Origin of the sequence: Massilia aquatica (assembly GCF_011682045.1) — a bacterium.
Lineage (GTDB): Bacteria > Pseudomonadota > Gammaproteobacteria > Burkholderiales > Burkholderiaceae_D > Telluria_A > Telluria_A aquatica.
This window is the reverse complement of sequence record NZ_VVIW01000028.1, coordinates 72,540-88,578: the sequence shown is the minus strand read 5'-3', so window position 1 is coordinate 88,578 and position 16,039 is coordinate 72,540. Positions and strand designations below refer to the sequence as shown.

Annotated in this window: 16 protein-coding genes; 6 read left to right on the top strand and 10 right to left on the bottom strand. The window is 62.0% G+C overall.

The features are described from left to right. Positions 1 to 264: 264 nt before the first annotated feature. From F1609_RS29375 to F1609_RS29360, 4 genes are all read right to left on the bottom strand, one after another. Positions 265 to 3,390, bottom strand: coding sequence for an efflux RND transporter permease subunit (locus F1609_RS29375; RefSeq protein WP_167080718.1), 3,126 nt, complete (start codon positions 3,388 to 3,390; stop codon positions 265 to 267). A gap of 8 nt (positions 3,391 to 3,398) precedes the next feature. Further along, positions 3,399 to 4,928: an efflux RND transporter periplasmic adaptor subunit gene (locus F1609_RS29370; protein WP_167080716.1), complete on the bottom strand. Its 1,530-nt coding sequence runs from the start codon at positions 4,926 to 4,928 to the stop codon at positions 3,399 to 3,401. 3 nt (positions 4,929 to 4,931) lie between these two features. Continuing rightward, positions 4,932 to 6,287 (bottom strand): TolC family protein, encoded by a 1,356-nt coding sequence (locus F1609_RS29365; protein ID WP_167080714.1) that lies wholly within the window; start codon positions 6,285 to 6,287, stop codon positions 4,932 to 4,934. 122 nt (positions 6,288 to 6,409) lie between these two features. Further along, entirely contained in the window at positions 6,410 to 6,655 is a 246-nt protein-coding gene (locus F1609_RS29360; RefSeq protein WP_167080712.1) for a hypothetical protein, read from the bottom strand. Between the two features lie 365 nt (positions 6,656 to 7,020). On the opposite strand from F1609_RS29360, the gene pstS reads away from it, so the two are divergent. The 3 genes from pstS to F1609_RS29345 all read left to right on the top strand — a co-directional run bounded on the left by pstS (position 7,021) and on the right by F1609_RS29345 (position 9,282). Further along, positions 7,021 to 8,055 (top strand): phosphate ABC transporter substrate-binding protein PstS, encoded by a 1,035-nt coding sequence (gene pstS / locus F1609_RS29355; protein WP_229422127.1) that lies wholly within the window; start codon positions 7,021 to 7,023, stop codon positions 8,053 to 8,055. A gap of 315 nt (positions 8,056 to 8,370) precedes the next feature. After that, positions 8,371 to 8,820 (top strand): Tgi2PP family T6SS immunity protein, encoded by a 450-nt coding sequence (locus tag F1609_RS29350; RefSeq protein ID WP_167080708.1) that lies wholly within the window; start codon positions 8,371 to 8,373, stop codon positions 8,818 to 8,820. Positions 8,821 to 8,847: 27 nt separating this feature from the next. Further along, positions 8,848 to 9,282 carry a Tgi2PP family T6SS immunity protein gene (locus tag F1609_RS29345; RefSeq protein ID WP_167080706.1) on the top strand — a complete coding sequence of 145 codons (435 nt, stop codon included), beginning with the start codon at positions 8,848 to 8,850 and terminating at the stop codon, positions 9,280 to 9,282. Between the two features lie 82 nt (positions 9,283 to 9,364). Here the strand turns inward: F1609_RS29345 and F1609_RS29340 are convergent, their stop codons facing one another. Further along, positions 9,365 to 10,003 (bottom strand): TetR/AcrR family transcriptional regulator, encoded by a 639-nt coding sequence (locus F1609_RS29340; protein ID WP_167080704.1) that lies wholly within the window; start codon positions 10,001 to 10,003, stop codon positions 9,365 to 9,367. Between the two features lie 160 nt (positions 10,004 to 10,163). Here F1609_RS29340 and F1609_RS29335 point away from each other — a divergent pair, with 160 nt between their 5' ends. Next, a complete protein-coding gene (locus F1609_RS29335) occupies positions 10,164 to 11,189 on the top strand; it encodes an NADP-dependent oxidoreductase (protein WP_167080702.1) in 1,026 nt (341 codons plus the stop codon). A 26-nt stretch (positions 11,190 to 11,215) separates the two neighbouring features. Here the strand turns inward: F1609_RS29335 and F1609_RS29330 are convergent, their stop codons facing one another. Both F1609_RS29330 and F1609_RS29325 read right to left on the bottom strand, forming a co-directional pair. Beyond that, positions 11,216 to 11,689, bottom strand: a complete 474-nt coding sequence (locus tag F1609_RS29330) for a GNAT family N-acetyltransferase (RefSeq protein ID WP_167080733.1) — start codon at positions 11,687 to 11,689, stop codon at positions 11,216 to 11,218. Positions 11,690 to 11,762: 73 nt separating this feature from the next. Next, complete coding sequence (locus F1609_RS29325; protein WP_167080700.1) at positions 11,763 to 12,359, bottom strand: helix-turn-helix domain-containing protein; 597 nt, start codon at positions 12,357 to 12,359, stop codon at positions 11,763 to 11,765. Between the two features lie 195 nt (positions 12,360 to 12,554). Here F1609_RS29325 and F1609_RS29320 point away from each other — a divergent pair, with 195 nt between their 5' ends. Together F1609_RS29320 and F1609_RS29315 are read left to right on the top strand one after the other, a co-directional pair. Beyond that, entirely contained in the window at positions 12,555 to 12,947 is a 393-nt protein-coding gene (locus F1609_RS29320) for a glucosaminidase domain-containing protein (protein ID WP_167080698.1), read from the top strand. A 17-nt stretch (positions 12,948 to 12,964) separates the two neighbouring features. Then, positions 12,965 to 13,801: a hypothetical protein gene (locus F1609_RS29315; RefSeq protein ID WP_167080696.1), complete on the top strand. Its 837-nt coding sequence runs from the start codon at positions 12,965 to 12,967 to the stop codon at positions 13,799 to 13,801. Positions 13,802 to 13,807: 6 nt separating this feature from the next. On the opposite strand, the gene F1609_RS29310 is transcribed toward F1609_RS29315, so the two are convergent. From F1609_RS29310 to F1609_RS29300, 3 genes are all read right to left on the bottom strand, one after another. After that, positions 13,808 to 14,683 carry a CPBP family intramembrane glutamic endopeptidase gene (locus F1609_RS29310; RefSeq protein WP_229422126.1) on the bottom strand — a complete coding sequence of 292 codons (876 nt, stop codon included), beginning with the start codon at positions 14,681 to 14,683 and terminating at the stop codon, positions 13,808 to 13,810. A gap of 12 nt (positions 14,684 to 14,695) precedes the next feature. Beyond that, entirely contained in the window at positions 14,696 to 15,169 is a 474-nt protein-coding gene (locus tag F1609_RS29305) for a MarR family winged helix-turn-helix transcriptional regulator (RefSeq protein ID WP_167080694.1), read from the bottom strand. Between the two features lie 78 nt (positions 15,170 to 15,247). Then, a complete protein-coding gene (locus F1609_RS29300) occupies positions 15,248 to 15,874 on the bottom strand; it encodes a DUF3885 domain-containing protein (protein ID WP_167080692.1) in 627 nt (208 codons plus the stop codon). Positions 15,875 to 16,039 lie beyond the last annotated feature (165 nt).

Here is a 16,039-nt window from a genome sequence, read left to right as displayed (position 1 = left end):
CTTGCAAAGCATGGGGAAGCAGCATTTGCTGATGCTGATCGTATGGAAGGTAGCTCGTCGTCATTTGACAAGTTTACCTCGTCACCATTCGGATTGCATCAGTTTCTGCCGCGCAGACTCCTAGCGCATGCTCAAGCATTTCTCGTCGTAAAAACGTCGTCACATTTCTTTCTGTTAGTCAGCGAGCGTGAATGGCCTGCCCAATGCGCGCGATCTTACCCGATGGCGCAGGAATTGCCGAAAAACCTGCGCCAGGATGGTCAATCAATCATCGCGCCGGTGCGCCCACTGATACAGCAAGGGCAGCACCAGCAGTGTCAGCAAGGTCGACGACAGCACCCCGCCGATCACCACCGTCGCCAGCGGCCGCTGCACTTCCGCCCCGGTGCCGGTGGCCAGCGCCATCGGCACAAAGCCGAGCGAGGCCACCAGCGCCGTCATCAAGACCGGCCGCAAGCGCGTCATCGCCCCGGTTTCGACCGCCTGCGCCAGCGGCATGCCTTCCGCCCGCAAACCGCGAATGAAGGAAATCATCACCAGTCCATTGAGCACCGCCACGCCGGACAAGGCAATAAACCCGACCGCCGCCGAGATCGACAGCGGAATGCCGCGCATCCACAGCGCGACGATGCCGCCAGTGAGCGCAAACGGCACGCCGGTAAACACCAGCAAGCCATCGCGCACGTTGCCGAACATGACGAACAGCAGCAGGAACACCAGCGCCAGGGTGGCCGGCACGACCAGTTGCAGGCGGCTGGTGGCCGATTGCAACTGCTCGAACGTCCCGCCCCAGGTAATCCAGTAACCCGGTGGAATCTTCACCTGCTGGCCGATGGCCGCGCCCGCGTCCGTCACGAAGGAGCCAATGTCGCGCCCACGCACGTTGGCGGTCACGACCACCAGGCGTTTGCCATTTTCGCGGCTGACCTGGTTCGGCCCGGGCGCCATGTCGAGCTGCGCCACGTCGCCCAGCGGCACGTAGGCGGCGGCCTGATCGCCCGCGCGCGCCGCCACCCGGATCGGAAGGCGCCGGATCGCTTCCAGGTCGGCGCGCAGGTTTTCCGGCAGGCGCACCACGATGTCGACCCGGCGGTCGCCTTCAAACAGCGAACCGGCACTGGCGCCACCGATGGCCGTGGAGATCGCCTGCTGCACGTCGCCCACGTTGACGCCCACGCGCGCGGTGCGGGCGCGGTCAATGCGAATGGTAAGCATCGGCAAGCCGGTGGTTTGCTCGACCTTCACGTCAGCCGCGCCCGGAATGTTTTCGAGCACGGCGGCGATCTGCCCGGCGCTGCGGCCCATGACGGCGCTGTCGTCACCGAACACCTTGATCGCCACGTCGCTGCGCACGCCCGAGAGCAATTCGTTAAAGCGCATCTGGATCGGCTGGGTGAACTCGTAGTTGTTGCCCGGAACCTTGCCGACAGCCTGTTCCAGCGCAGCAAGAAGCTCTTCCTTGCTGCGTTTGGGCTTGGGCCATTCGGACTCGGGTTTGAGCATGATGAAGGTATCGGCCACGCTCGGCGGCATGGGGTCGGTGGCCACTTCCGCCGTGCCCATCTTGGAAAACACGGTGTCGACCTCGGGCAGTTGCTTGATGGTGCGTTCCAGCGCCAGTTGCATCTCGACCGCCTGGGTCAGGCTGGTGCCGGGAATGCGCAGCGCGTGCATGGTGATGTCGCCTTCGTTAAGGCTAGGCACGAATTCGCTGCCCAGGCGCGTGGCCAGCAGCGCCGACAGGCCGATCACCACGCCCGCGATAACCATCACCGGCGCCTTGTTGGTGATCGAGCGGCGCAGCAAGGGCAGGTAGGCGCGCCGGGCCCAGGCCATCAGGCGGCTGTCGTGCTCGCTGACCTTGTTGCCGATCATCAGCGCCACGGCGGCGGGAATGAAGGTGACCGACAGCACCATCGCCGCCACCAGCGCGGCCACGACCGTAAACGCCATCGGATGGAACATCTTGCCTTCCACGCCAGTCAGGGCGAAGATCGGCAGGTACACCACCATGATGATGAGCTGGCCGAACAGCAAGGGCCGACGCGCTTCGCCGGCGGCGGCGAACACTTCGCGCAGGCGTTCCTCGCGCGTGAGCGGACGGCCGGCGGCGGCCTGGGCATGGGCCAGACGGCGCACGCAGTTTTCCACGATCACCACGGCGCCGTCGATGATGATGCCGAAGTCGAGCGCGCCCAGGCTCATCAGGTTGGCGCTGACGCCCTTGGCGACCATGCCGCTGAAGGTGGCCAGCATGGCCAGGGGAATGACCAGCGCAGTGATCAGCGCGGCGCGAATGTTGCCCAAAAACAGGAACAGTACGATGATCACCAGCGCCGCGCCTTCCAGCAAGTTCTGGCGCACGGTGTTGATCGCCTTGTCGACCAGGTCGGTACGGTCGTAGACGGTGCGCGCGATCACGCCGGCCGGCAGGGTTTTGTTGATCTCGCCCAGTTTCTTGTCGACGGCGGCCGATACGGCCCGGCTGTTTTCGCCGATCAGCATGAATACCGTGCCGAGCACGACTTCCTGGCCGTTCTCGGAGGCCGCCCCGGTGCGCAATTCCTTGCCCACGCCCACCTCTGCCACGTCGCGGATGTACAGCGGCACGCCCTGCGACGAGCGCAAAATGATGCCGCCGATATCCTCGCTCGATCCGACCTGGCCCGGCACGCGCACCAGATATTGCTCGCCGCCACGCTCGATATAGCCGGCGCCGACATTGCTGTTGTTGCGTTCCAGCGCCTCGACGATGTCGGACAGCGACAGCCCATGCGCCACCATCTGGCCGGGATTCGGTGCCACGTGCATTTCGCGGGCATAGCCGCCGATGGTGTTGATTTCGGTCACGCCCGGGACATTGCGCAGCTGCGGCTTGACGATCCAGTCCTGGATCTGGCGCAGATCGGTCGAGTCGAACGGCGTGCCGTCGGTTTTCAGCGCGCCGGGCTTGGCTTCCACCGTCCACATGTAGATTTCGCCCAGGCCGGTGGACATCGGCCCCATCTCGGGCGAGGCGCCGGCGGGCAGGCTGGCGCGCGCCTGCTGCAGGCGTTCGTTGACCAGCTGACGGGCGAAATAGATGTCGGTGCCATCCTTGAAAATCACGGTCACCTGCGACAGGCCGTAGCGCGACAGCGAACGGGTCTGTTCCAGGTTGGGCAGCCCGGCCATCGCCGTTTCAACCGGGAAGGTGATGCGCTGCTCGGCTTCCAGCGGCGAATAGCCGGGCAGGGCCGTGTTGATCTGGACCTGGACGTTGGTGATGTCGGGTACGGCGTCGATCGGCAACTGGCGGTAGCTGTACACGCCGAGCGCAGCCATGAAGGCGGCCAGCATCAGCACCAGCCAGCGCCGCTCGATGGAAAAGCGTATGAGGGTATCGAACATGGCGGTCCTTAATGGTCGTGGCTGGCGCCGGCTTTGCCGAGGTCGGCCTTGATCAGGAAGCTATTCTTGGCGGCATATTTCTCGCCCGCCAGCAGGCCGCTGATTACTTCGACCGATTCGCCGTCGCTGCGCCCGAGCACCAGCGGACGCGCTTCGAAATGGTCGCCGTAACGCCCGAAGACCGAGGGCAATTCGTTGACGTTCTGCACCGCTTCGAGCAGCACCGCGACCGGCACGGTGACCTCGGCGGCCACCACGTCGACCGTCACCGGCAAGCCGGGCCGCCATACGCCCTTGGTGTTGGGCAAGACAACACGCGCCCTGGCGGCCCGGGTTTGCTCGCCGACCAGGGTACTGACATAGGAAATCGTGCCGCTGGCGCTGGTATCGGCCGCGCGCACGGTGGCGTTCTGGCCCTGGCGGATGGTTTCGAGGTCGCGCGCGCTCACGGAGAGCTCGACCCAGACGGTCGACATGTCGGCCACCACGAACAGGCTCGCTTCTTCCTTCACCGATTCGCCGGCGGCCACGGTTTTTTGCGTGATCACGCCATCGATCGGCGCCCGTACTTCATAGCGCGCCAGTTGCTTGAGGCTGCCGGCGCCGACGCCGAGCGCGTCGAGTTTCTGGCGCGCGCTCTGGGCGGCGATCCCGGCTTCCTGCATGGCGGCGCGGGCTTGCTGGTAATCCTGTTCCGCCGTGATTTTCTGTTGCCACAGCGAGCGTTCGCGCTCGAACACGCTGCGCGCCAGCGCCAGGCGCTGCTCGGCGGCCAGCAAGGCGCTGCGTTCACCGGCCAGGGCCTGGCTCGACAGCACTGCCAGCACCTGGCCCTTGCGCACCGTCTGGCCCGCGTTGGCGCTGACCGACTCCACCATGCCGGCCAGGCGCGGGGCCACGTGCACCGTGCGGTCGGCGTTGAGCATGATCTCGCCATTGAGCTTGAGCACACTCTTGATGCGCGCCGGGCCGGCGGTGTGGATGTCGATGCCGTTCTGGGCCACCTGGATTTCCGACATCGTTACCCGCGCCTCGACCTGCTCATAGGCGAAGCGGTAGGTCTTGCCGCCGTGTTCGGCCAGCACGCCGACCTTGAACGAGTGCGGCTCGCCGACCACGGCGTCGCCGCGCAGATAGTCTTCTTCGCGCGCGAAACGCATGGTCTGGGCGGCCCGGCCCAGGCGTTCGAGCGTGACCTGGACCTTGCTGGCCGAGGGATCGAGCGCTTTGCCGTCCTGGTAGGTATAAATGCGGAACTGCGGGCCGGCGCTGTGGTCGAAGATAGTCGCTTCCAGGCCGTAGCCCTGGCTGACGAACAGCTTGCCGCCGTGGGGGCCGCGCGCGGGGACCGCGTCTTCCTGGTGCGGCTTGCCGCCGTGGTCAACCTCGGCCGTTTCGGCATGGCCGCCGTGCTCCTCGTGGTCGTCCTGCCCAGGCGTGGCGCCTTTGCGCGTGACGATCAGTGCGGCCAGCAGGGCGCCGATCAGCAGGGCGGCGATGATGACGATGAGTTGTTTCTTGTTCAAAGGGGTTTTCATGCATTACTCCACTGTCTGGGGGGCGCCTTGGGCGCCGAGGATGCTGTCGATGTCTGCCGCAGCCCGATGGGCGTCCGCCAGGGCGCGCAGGTACTGGAGGCGCGCTTGCAGCAAGGTGCGCTGGGCGTCGATCACATCGATCAAAGCGAACTTGCCGTACTCAAATCCGGTGCGCGCGGCCTCGTAGGCGCTTTGCGCGCCGGGCAAGATGTCGTCGTTGAGCAGCCGGGCTTGTTCGCGGGCGACCGCCAGGGCGTCGTGCGCCTGGGCCAGCTCGCTGGTCAGGCGCGCGCGGGCGCCGTCGAGTTCGACGCGGGCTTTTTCCCCGCGTTGTAGCGCTTCGTGCAGCTTGCCCTGGTTGCGGTCGAACAGGGGCAGGGGAATGGCAAGGCCGAACACCGCCTGGTTGCGGCCCGCTTGCCCGTCGCGCTTGGCACCGATGCTGACGGTCAGGTCGGGCACGCGACCAGCGCGTTCGACTTGCGCCAGGGCTTGCCGGCGCGCCAGCTCGGTCTGCGCCAGCCGTAGCGCGGGCGCGGCGTCCAATTGCGCCATCAGGTGGGGCAGGGTGGGCTGCGCCGGCAGATGGCCGAGCTGCCCGTCCACATGGCCGATGTCGTGCCCGCTTCCGCCCCACAGCGCGGCGAGGCGGTTCTTCGCGCCGGCCAGTTCGCCCCCGGCTTGCGCCAGATCGAGCTTGACGCTGGCGGCGGCGATGCGCGCGCGGGTCTCGTCGACCGGCGAATTCTTGCCGGCCAGGACGCGCTTGGACGCCGCCGCCAGCGCGCCGTCGGCCAGGGCCAGCGATGCGTTGGCGATGTGCAGGCGCTGCTGGGCGGCCAGCACATCGTAAAAGGCCGCGCGCGCGGTTGCCAGCACGGCATTGCGCCTGAGCGCCAATTCGGCGCCGGCGGCGTCCTGCCCGAGCTGCGCCGCGTTCACGCGCGCCGCGCGCTTGCCGCCCAGTTCGATTGGTACATTGAGCTGGACGGTGGTGGTCCTGGTCGATTCGCGCGCATCTTCGACCAAGGTGGCCAGTTCGGGGTTGGGGGCCACGCCCGCCTGCATGACGGCGCCGGCCTGGGCCTTGATTTCATGCACGCCTGCGCGCAGGTCGGGATTGGCTTGCAGCACGCGCGCCAGGGCGCCGGCCAGCAACAGCGGCGCGCCGGCAGGGGCGGCCTGATTGAGCGGCGTGGAAGACGGCTGGCCGGGCGCCATCGTTGGCGCAAGTAAAGGCATTGCGGGCGCGTCGGTCTTCATCGGACCGGGTGCCGCAATGGCAAAAGGGGGTGTTTGTGCCTGCGCATGGCAGGGCAGTGCCGCAGCAAGCGCGAGCGGCAAGACGAGTTTGTACATCGAATTCTCCTGGTTAAACAGACAAGGGAATCCGGCCGGGCGCGCCAGCGGTGCAGGTGTCGATTACGGCAGTGACGTCCAGCGCTTGGGCTGGTATCAGATGTGCGGCAGCGGCAGCCGGATCAGGCAGGGCCTTGCCATTTGGGACGTTCGGGACGGGCGGGACGCAAGGTGCCGCAACGCGCGGCGTCCGCCGCATGGGCGTAAGCCGTGGGCGGCGGCGCGATGGTGCCGCTGGTGGAGGTGGTGATGCCGACGCTGGTGAAGTGGCAGTCGCCGCAATCCTGGTCGATGCCGAACGGGGAGTTGTCGTGGCTGGCGTGATCGTCGCCCGCGTGCTCGTGATGCCCGGGATGCGAGATAGTCAACGAAGGTTCATGCGCGCAATATGCGCTCGCAACCGCCCAGCTCACCTGGAGCGGAAAGATCAGCAGCATGAAAATAATGAACAAACGTCGCATGGGGCGATTGTAACAGCAGCGGCGGTGGCACGCTCGGTGCATGATGCCGATCATGCACCAGAGATATTTTATGCACTGCGCATAAGTGGCTGTTTATTTGGAGATTTTCTCTGATTTTAAGCAAAACTAAGTATTTACACGGATTGTATGGGTGTTGTACATCTGTTATTATCTTCGGTTGCTCGTTTCCTGGCTGCCATGCAGCCGGCGCGTTTCCGATTACTTCAAGACCCCTGGAATTTATGTTCTCCGCTGTAAAAACTACTGTAACTTTGTCATTATTTCTCTCCTCTTTCGCGGCGCACGCCATCGATATCAGCGGCGCCGGTTCGTCCGCGGCGCAGCCGCTGTACGTCAAGCTGGCCGATGTGTACGGCAAATCGCAAAACCTCAAACTGAACTATCAGGCCAACGGGTCGAGCGAAGGCATCAAGCAGGTCAAGGCAAAAACCGTCGAGTTCGGCGCGACCGACATCGCACCGTCGCAAGCCGACCTCAAGGCCGGCAAGATGATTTGTTTCCCGAGCGCCGTGTCGGGCGTCGTGCCTGTCGTCAATTTGCCAGGACTCAAGCGCGGCGAAGTGCAACTGACCGGCGAATTGCTGGCCGACATCTTTTCGCGCAAGATCACCAAATGGAACGATCCGAAGCTGACCGCCGCCAATCCGGGTGTGGCCATGCCGGACCTGGGCATCAGCGTCATCGCGCGCCAGGATGGCTCGGGTACGACCTATAACTTCAGCGATTACCTGAGCAAAGTCAGCCCGGCCTGGAAGCAAGCCTACGGCCGTAACTTTACGGTTGCCTGGGCCAGTGGCGTGACCCAGGTCAACGGCAGCAACGGCGCTGTCAGCGCGCTCAAGCAGACGCCGGGAGCGATTGCCTACGTCGATTATCAGTACGTGGTGCAAGACAAACTGGCGTTCACGCGCCTGAAAAACCATGACGGCAAGGTTGTCGCGCCGGGCGCGGAGGGCTTTACGGCCGCGCTGCTGAACAGCCCGTGGGCTACCCAGGCCAAATACGAAGAAATGCTGACCGACCGGGTCGGCCCGAGCACATGGCCGATCACGTCGGGCACCTTCATCGTTGCTTCGCAAGCGACCAACAATCCGGAAAAGACCATCGCCACGCTGAAATTCTTTGCCTGGGGCTTCGCCCACGGTGATTCGATCGTCGGCAACGCCAACTTCGTGCGCCTGCCGGATACCATGCAGGGGCGCATTTTCGGCGATCTGACCACGATTACCGACGCCAGCGGACAACCACTGAAGTGGTCGCTGTCGGAGGCGCTCAACCTGCGTTAAGCCGGGCTTTTTGGGGAGCAAACAGCCCGCCCGCGTCATGCGCCGGCGGGTTTTTGCCGCTTGAGGCGAGGCGGTGTTCATGCGTTGCACCGGGCCCGGACTTTGACGCGCATGGCTGGATCGATCATATTCCAGTAGTGCTGGCAGCGTATTTACGCCGTTCGGGTTGTCTTCATGATCCTTGGTGAAGTACGCCGGCTAAATCTGATCTGGCAGGTACGCTTGCAGTGATAAAATAACATCTTTAAAAAACAATCATCGGCGTGCGATCTTGCAAATGCCGTCGACGTTCAAGCTAATCAGATTGGGATTGTCATGGCGTTGATAGCGCGGCTCACATTGTCGGCCACTTTTGCCGGCCTGCTTGTCTGCTCGCAGGCGTTTGGGGCGCGGTTTAACGCGAAGAACGTCAAGCCGACCGGCTTGACGGCAAATCAGGCCGAACAGGTTTTGCTTGTGGTGTTAAAACAGGAAGGTTTTAAGACGTCCGATTCGCGTCTCTGGCTCGACGGTCCCTGGTTGACGGACGGGAAGCCTTCCATTCCGGGATATCACAGCTTTGGTGTGGTATACGTAGCCAGCACGCAAGGGCATTACTCAGTTAACATCATCACGGGTGATGTCTGGCAAACCGAAAGCTGCAGACGCTATATTTTCCCCGCATTGTCGAAAATCCAACGAGGTATCGCGGAGCGGACTGGCAAGCAGCTCGCCAACGATGAGGACGCGCGCAACGAACTTGGCTGTCTTGCTGAGTCGATCTAAATAGCAAGAGGTACAGGGACATTGAAAATGATGATGCTGTGTAAATGCGCGTTATTCACTGTCTGGGGCGTGGTGACCTGTCTCCCAGCGTTAGCACAGTCGCTCGGTGTCAGGAGCGTCAATCCTTCCGGTTTGACGCTTGCTCAATCGAAGCAGGTTTTACGCGTTGTGATGAAGCACGAGCGATACAAGATGGCATCCCCGGCATTGTCGATTGACGGTCCGTGGCTCACTGATGGCAAGCCAGTTGTTCCGGGCTACCTCCATTTCGGTGTGGTCTACGGAACCAGCACGCAGGGCCATTACGCCGTCAATACCTCCAGCGGCGATGTCTGGGATACGGAAAGCTGCGAACGCTATACCTTCGCCGCGTTAGTTGCAATTCAAAAGCACGTTGCCGCGAAGACCGGTAAAGCACTCGCCAGCGACGACGATGCACGCACGCAGTTAGGCTGCCCCTGATGATGAGCGCCTGACAAAACTCGCGACCGACCTCCAACAGCTCGTGCGCATGCCGGCAGCGGGTGTGCCACCGCGCCGCCTGTCAGGGCGCATGCGCCAGACGCGCATCGAATCCCAGCATCGCGATCCGGGCCACCGCGTCGAGTTCGGAGCGGTCGGCGCCATCACGGGCGAGGATAGACATGCCGCTCTGTACCGTCTGCATGAATCTGGCAAGTGCATGCACATCGACGCAGGTCGCTATCTCTTTTTCGTCGGCCGCGCGCTGAAGGCGCTCAGTCAGGCGCGCAAGCGTGACCGCGCGCGCCGAGCGCACCAACTCGCCCAGTTCGGTATACCCCTCGCTACCGACAGCCGACAGGGTGACCATGCACCCGCGCGGAATGTCGACTAGCGATCCCGTCAGTGCGGCGGCGGAATCGTCGAGCCAGCATGCAAGCGCTTCGCGCGCCGTAGGCTTTGCAAAGAAATTGCTCCAGATGAGTGCCTGATAGGTGTCGCGGTAGTAGTCGAGCGTTTCAACGTAGAGCGCTTCTTTCGAGCCAAATGCCGCATACAGGCTGGGCGAACCAATGCCCATGGCGGTTGTGAGGTCGGCCATCGAGGTGGCTTCGAATCCCTTTTCCCAAAACAGGCGTGTCGCCTTCGCCAGAGCTGCGGCACGGTCGAATGCGCGCGGGCGGCCACGGGTGCGGGAGGTTGGCGCAGAGCCAGTGTTCATATCGCTCCAGATTATGTGTCAATCGTTATATTAAACTTGTTGACAGCGCTTTGCACCCTCGATATGATTTATGTGCTGATCGTTACAGAATAGTGGTCTGGCGAGCCAGGCATTGCCAGGTGCCCGCATCCGTGTCAATACCCCACACAAAGGAAGTCTTTTGAAAAACCCGACCAACCGCCAGATCGTTCTTGCTGCACGTCCCGACGGCAATGCCAAAGTAACTGACTTCAATGTTGTTTCGCATCCTCGGCCAATACCGGGGGACGGCGAGGTGCTTTTTCGTAACACCTTGATTTCGCTCGATCCTTATCAGCGCAATTTGATGGGAAATGCTTCCAGTGAACTGCCACCGATCGATATCGGTCAGCCGATGCCGGGGCCGACGATTGCCGTCGTTGAAGAAAGCATGCATCCGGATTTCGCCGCCGGCGACCATGTCGTCACCTGGTCAGGCTGGCAGGAATATGGATTGTCGAATGGCGCCGACCTGCGCAAGATCGATCCGGCAGCGGCGCCCATGTCGGCGGCACTGAGTGTCCTCGGGCACACTGGTCTGACCGCGTGGGTAGGCCTGAACAAATTCCTCGATCCACTGCCTGGCGGCACCTTCGTCGTCACGGCTGCCGCCGGCTCGGTCGGTTCCGTAGTGGCGCAACTGGCAAAGCTCAGAGGCCAGCGCGTGGTAGGCATCGCCGGGGGCGCGGAAAAAGTGCGTTACCTGAAGGAGGAGCTTGGCCTCGCCGACGCGGTGGACTACAAGGCCCCTGATTTCGCGGCGCAGCTGGCCCGTGCGCTGCCGAATGGCATCGATACCCTGTTCGAGAATGTCGGCGGGCATATCTTCGAGGCGTTGATGCCGTATTTTAATATGCGGGCGCAGATTGTGATCTGCGGCGCCATCGCGCAATACGGGTTCCCCGGCGCACCTGAGGGACCGAACAGGCTGCCGGAATTGTTAAAGGCATTTTTATACCGCTTTATCGTGATTCGCGGCTTTGCGCTGCCGGATCACTTTGACAGCATGCCGGACTTCCTCGCTGAAGTTGCACCCTTGGTCGCCGCAGGTAAAATCAAATATGGCGAGCATTTTGTGGACGGCTTCGAGAGCATTCCAACGGCTTTCTTACGACTTTTTGATGGTGGCAACAATGGCAAGCTGATTGCCAGGATCGCCGCCCCGTAATGCATCTTGACGCACGAAACCACATATCAGAGCAAGATATTCTTTTGCATGAACACACTTAACGGGTCGTTCGTATAATCTGCAAACGGCCCGCGGCGCTGATACCCGGCTGCCGCATACAGGGCCAGTGCCTGTGGCTGGTACGGTCCCGTTTCGAGCATGAGCAATTGACAGTTGGCCTCGATTGCCCGTGCTTCCAGCAGAGCCAGGAGCTTTTTGGCGATGCCGTGGCCACGCCCGCAAGGGTTAACGTACAGGCGCTTGATTTCACCAAATCCAGGGCAGAGAACCAGCGCGCAACAGCCGATCGCCGCGCCCATACCGTCCCTGGCAACGGCAAACAAGACATTCGGCTGCTTTAACGACGCCAGATCCAGAGCGTGCCGGCTCTCTGGCGGATACAGGCTGTCCTGGTAAGCGTCGAGCTCGGCAATGAGGGCGATCACGTCAGGCTGATCTGGTGTCTCGATGGTGATTGTCGTGGGTGAAGAAGAAAGCATCTTTATCCTTGTTTTACCTGGCGGTGCGGGACGATCGATCGGCATGCTACTTATTGCGGGAGGCGCGGGGGGCTCACCCGGCTTCGCTTCTCCTGGTGGGTTTGGATGCGGGAATCGACAGGGCGACCAGGTAGCGTGCCGCCGATGAGGCCGGATTGGAATAGACGAAGGATTGGTCCGCCTGCATGGCAAGACAATCGCCTGTCTCCAGACGCCAGTGCCGGTCGTCAACGCTGATTTCCATGATTCCGTCGATTATCCAGATCTGCTGATCCATGTCCGAGCGACGCACGGCGGCGTCGTAGATAACGCGCTGGCCCGGCGGGAACGTGACTTCGACAAGCTGAATCGAGGATGGCGCAGCCGGGGACAGCATACGGCGCAGATATCCCGACGCGGGATCGGTCCACACGCGCTGCTCAGGTGCACGCGACAGGGGCGAGGGCGCAGCGCTTTGCGCATCGCGGTCGTCGAACAGCGAAGAAACGGTCACGCCAAGCGCACCGGCCAGTTTGTCGAGCACGGTCGCCGATGCGCTGCTCTGTCCGCGTTCAATCAGCGATATGTTGGAGCGGCTGACACCGCTCAGCGTCGCCAGTGCCTCCAATGACAATTTGTGCGTGACGCGGAGCGCGCTGATACGGCGGGCGATAATTTGATTGATATCCATGCTGACACTATACTGGAATATATCGTCCCGTATACCGCCATATTAAAGTGCTGGGCCAACCGAATGTACAGCGCAACCCATTGGCCAATGGTGATAAAATTGCATCTTTAAATAATTTATACCAAGGCTTAACATGGCAAATTCTTCGTCGCGCTTCACCAGCAAGATGCCAAGGAACTTGCTGATAAACTCCATATGCCCACCGAGAATATCCTTGGCCTGGCTGCACACGAGTGCAGACATGGGGAAGGCCGATTTGCTGAAAAAGGCATGAATTTCTTTTCGATGCACGCACCTGCGTATTTTCAGATTGGCACTATTACAGCGCTACTTGATCCAAAGGTGAAAATGGCGGTGTTCCCGAACTTTAGCGTTGCGTGTGATTCCTTCGCCAAAAGCTACGGTGACAAATTGCGTGGGATATCGGATGCGGGAGAATTCAGCAGAGCTCTCGTGAAAATTGGTTTTAATACCGGGAAGAAGAGCAATGGCGGGACTGACGGCTATGCGAAACTTGTGGAAGACTCGATCGGTAGGGTCAGAACACGATTGATGCGTTGCAATTTAAATGTCGTTAAGTCTTCGTGATTTCCCGGAGATATTCAATGCCTATGCTCCATCAGCACAGTGCGCTGTTGACGTTTTTATCCATCGCGCTGGTCTCGACCTCCTGCCATGCCTCCTCCACTGACGTCGAACCGGCCGGGACGGCGGTCCGGAGCGTGCCCGGCGGCACGTCGACTGCAACGGGGACTGACCTGTGGGCGCCGTTTCTCGCTGTCGCGGCAGGAAACTATGTGGCACAGTGCGAATCGATGAGTATTCCTCCTGAACCGGTAGCGAAGGAAAATGGACCGCTGCTCATCGCTGCGGATGGCTCGCTGCGCGCCGGCGACATCACCGGCAACATCAGGCCCGCGAACGTGGTTTCAGTCCGGCGGTCGCGGGAAATGAGCGGCGTGCACCGGATGTCCTTAAGCGTCTCTTCCGACACGGTCTCGTTGGGCATGGTTGAGCAGGAAGACGGCACCAAGCAAGCCGCGTTCGGAACCAGGCCCAATAGTTTCGAATGCCGTCTTGCCGAGAAGGTTCCGCCGAGCACCAGGACCATCTATTCCCAGCTAGCCGGCTATTTCGATGCCGCGGGCAAGCTGACATGCCGGCACACGCGGACGCGCAAAGTCACCAAGGCTGACTACCAGATGGACAACGGCTTGTTCACAATCGGGACAACGCGTTTTGACTTGAGCACGCTGAAAAGCGAAACCCTCATCATGTGGCCCGGAAAGCGTTTTGTTTATATGGGACAATCCGACGATGCCAGCAGCTTTCACCTTGACCTCGATGCCCATGGCAAAACCAAGGCTCTTGAGATGAGGAAGATGGGCGGAAACCTGATCAAATGCACCCCCTTGCCGTCATCGCCTGATACGCCAGCCTGATCGTCGTCAGCCGTTCGCAGCAGGAGCGAGCGCCGGACGCCGAACAGCATGGGAATACAGGCAGAACACCGCAACAGTGCTGATCAGGACCAGCGACACCAGCGAGGCTTCGACACCGAAGGCGCCGCCGGTCAGCAAGCTATTGCCGGCCAGCTCGCCGCGCAGCAGTCCGCTGCCAGCGGCATGGCCGGATACGGTCGACGAAAACACCTGGCTGACGCAGTAGTTCCACGCCACATGGGTGCCAATGCAGATCCACAGGCGGCGCGTCTTCATGTACAACGCGGCCTGCATGACGGCATACGCGGCAATCACCGCGATCGCCAGGACCGACACGCCGTCGTTTGGCATATGCGCCAGCCCGAACAGCAACGCCGAGATAACGATGGCGGCCTTGCTGCCCAGCGAACGTTGGACCACGCCGAAAATAATGCCGCGAAATATCATCTCTTCGGCCATGCCGACCAGCACCAGCTCGGCCAGCGGCACCAGCATGAGCACCGTGCCAGGGGAATTGACCCCGCCGAAGCGGTACACGCCCAGCGCCGCCAGGGTGGCGAAGGTGAGGCCCACCAGCCCGGCGCCGATCAGCAGGCCGAGGCCGAGTTCCCTGCCCATGCCCGCCATGGCCAGTTCTGTCGGCTGGCGCTGCTCGATGCGGCGCACATAAAAACGGTAGCCGAACCACACCAGCACGGCGGCCAGCAATTGCGGCCAGACGATGCGGTAGGGTTTTTCCACCAGCTTGGACGCGGCGATCATCACCAATGGGACGGCGCCGAAGGTGAGCACGATGCCCAGCACGATGCGGACTACGGGATGCGCCATCAGGCGCGCTGTCAGGTTTGGTTTGTCGCTCGGCATGCTCAGGGACTGTTCCATACATCGCTTTCGTCAGGTGGTTGAACGGGTTTTCTGGTTGGCTTCTTCAATACGCGCACCGAAGGAGCGCTGTCCGAGTGCGGCAATGGCTTGCGCCAGGCAGCCGGACAAGGGGTAGTCGAGTTCCGCATCGAGGCTGTCGGCGGCGTTTCTGGTCGCCTGCCAGCACGCTTGCAGGCGCGGCAGCAGTTGCTCGCCCTGCGGGCTCAGGCGCACGACGCGCTGGCGTCCATCTTCACCACCGGCCACGACCAGCAGGATGCCTTCCTTTTTCATCAGCGCCACCGTCTGCGTCGCCGCCGGCTGCGTGATGCCGGCCAGCTCGGCCAACTGGCCGATGGTCGCGCTTGGCTGCTGCGCCAGCACCCGCATCACAGGCGTGTAGCGCGGCCGGTAATCGAGGCCCGCCTCCACATACGCTTGCAGGACGGCGCCGTCCAGGAGTTCGATCAGGTGCCGCAATTGCGTTCCAAGTCCTTGTTTCATGTAGCTATCTTAGCATCTATTATATAAGCGCTTATATATATTTTCGCGCTGTGGTTTTTGGTACCTCAAGAAAGGATTTCAGGCGGAAGGCGGGGTGGCGAAACTGCGGTCCATCGTTTCGAGGTCGTACTCGAGCAGCCAGGCATGATGCGCGGTGTAAATCTGCCGCAGCGCCTCGTGACTGGTGCCGACCACGTCCATGCCCCGGTCGTCATAGGAATGCGCCATGAGCCCTGTCGCCGGGTTGATCAGGTAGACCTGGCAATGCGGGTTGGGCTGCAACTCCCACATGTCCTTGGCAAACGCGCACCACAGCAGGCTGGCCAGGTGTGACCTGGGCAGTTCGAAGAGCGCATTGAGCCACCAGCTGTCATCGTCGTCCGGATCGCTGCGCGGCACCGGTTCGGTCCAGATCTCGCGCGCACGCGGAAGGGCGATGCCAGCCAACCTGAGCTGTTTGAGCGTCGGGCGCAGGTCGAACCGGTTGGCCGTGGCATAACGTTGCAGATGCACCAGGATGGTATCGGCGCCGGCGAACACGTCTTCGCAGACGATGGTGGCCTTGCGCACCGCCGTCAGGACGCCGGCGAAATGCCCGCCGCCCTCGGCCATGCGAAAGCGCAGCCCGCCGGGAAGCTTGTAGAACACGGCATGGCGGTACGGTTGACCGTCGGCGAGTGTGGTGAGGTGCTGTCTGAGTGGCATGATTGGCAAGGGGTTCGGATCGTGAACAGCACTATAAACGAACACGGCAAGACTGGCGCACCAGCGCCATCGCGCCGCTGCGCCTCAGGGCTGGCGCCGCGCCTGGCTGAATTCGTCCCGGCGGAGCAGGCAGGATCAGCAACGATGGCAAATGACATTCTTAGT

Coding starts and splice junctions, on each gene's coding strand:
- F1609_RS29375 (WP_167080718.1), bottom strand. CDS start 3,390: ATGTTCGATACCCTCATACGCTTTTCCATCGAGCGGCGCTGGCTGGTG.
- F1609_RS29370 (WP_167080716.1), bottom strand. CDS start 4,928: ATGAAAACCCCTTTGAACAAGAAACAACTCATCGTCATCATCGCCGCC.
- F1609_RS29365 (WP_167080714.1), bottom strand. CDS start 6,287: ATGTACAAACTCGTCTTGCCGCTCGCGCTTGCTGCGGCACTGCCCTGC.
- F1609_RS29350 (WP_167080708.1), top strand. CDS start 8,371: ATGGCGTTGATAGCGCGGCTCACATTGTCGGCCACTTTTGCCGGCCTG.
- F1609_RS29345 (WP_167080706.1), top strand. CDS start 8,848: ATGATGATGCTGTGTAAATGCGCGTTATTCACTGTCTGGGGCGTGGTG.
- F1609_RS29340 (WP_167080704.1), bottom strand. CDS start 10,003: ATGAACACTGGCTCTGCGCCAACCTCCCGCACCCGTGGCCGCCCGCGC.
- F1609_RS29330 (WP_167080733.1), bottom strand. CDS start 11,689: ATGCTTTCTTCTTCACCCACGACAATCACCATCGAGACACCAGATCAG.
- F1609_RS29325 (WP_167080700.1), bottom strand. CDS start 12,359: ATGGATATCAATCAAATTATCGCCCGCCGTATCAGCGCGCTCCGCGTC.
- F1609_RS29320 (WP_167080698.1), top strand. CDS start 12,555: ATGCCCACCGAGAATATCCTTGGCCTGGCTGCACACGAGTGCAGACAT.
- F1609_RS29315 (WP_167080696.1), top strand. CDS start 12,965: ATGCCTATGCTCCATCAGCACAGTGCGCTGTTGACGTTTTTATCCATC.
- F1609_RS29310 (WP_229422126.1), bottom strand. CDS start 14,683: ATGGAACAGTCCCTGAGCATGCCGAGCGACAAACCAAACCTGACAGCG.
- F1609_RS29305 (WP_167080694.1), bottom strand. CDS start 15,169: ATGAAACAAGGACTTGGAACGCAATTGCGGCACCTGATCGAACTCCTG.
- F1609_RS29300 (WP_167080692.1), bottom strand. CDS start 15,874: ATGCCACTCAGACAGCACCTCACCACACTCGCCGACGGTCAACCGTAC.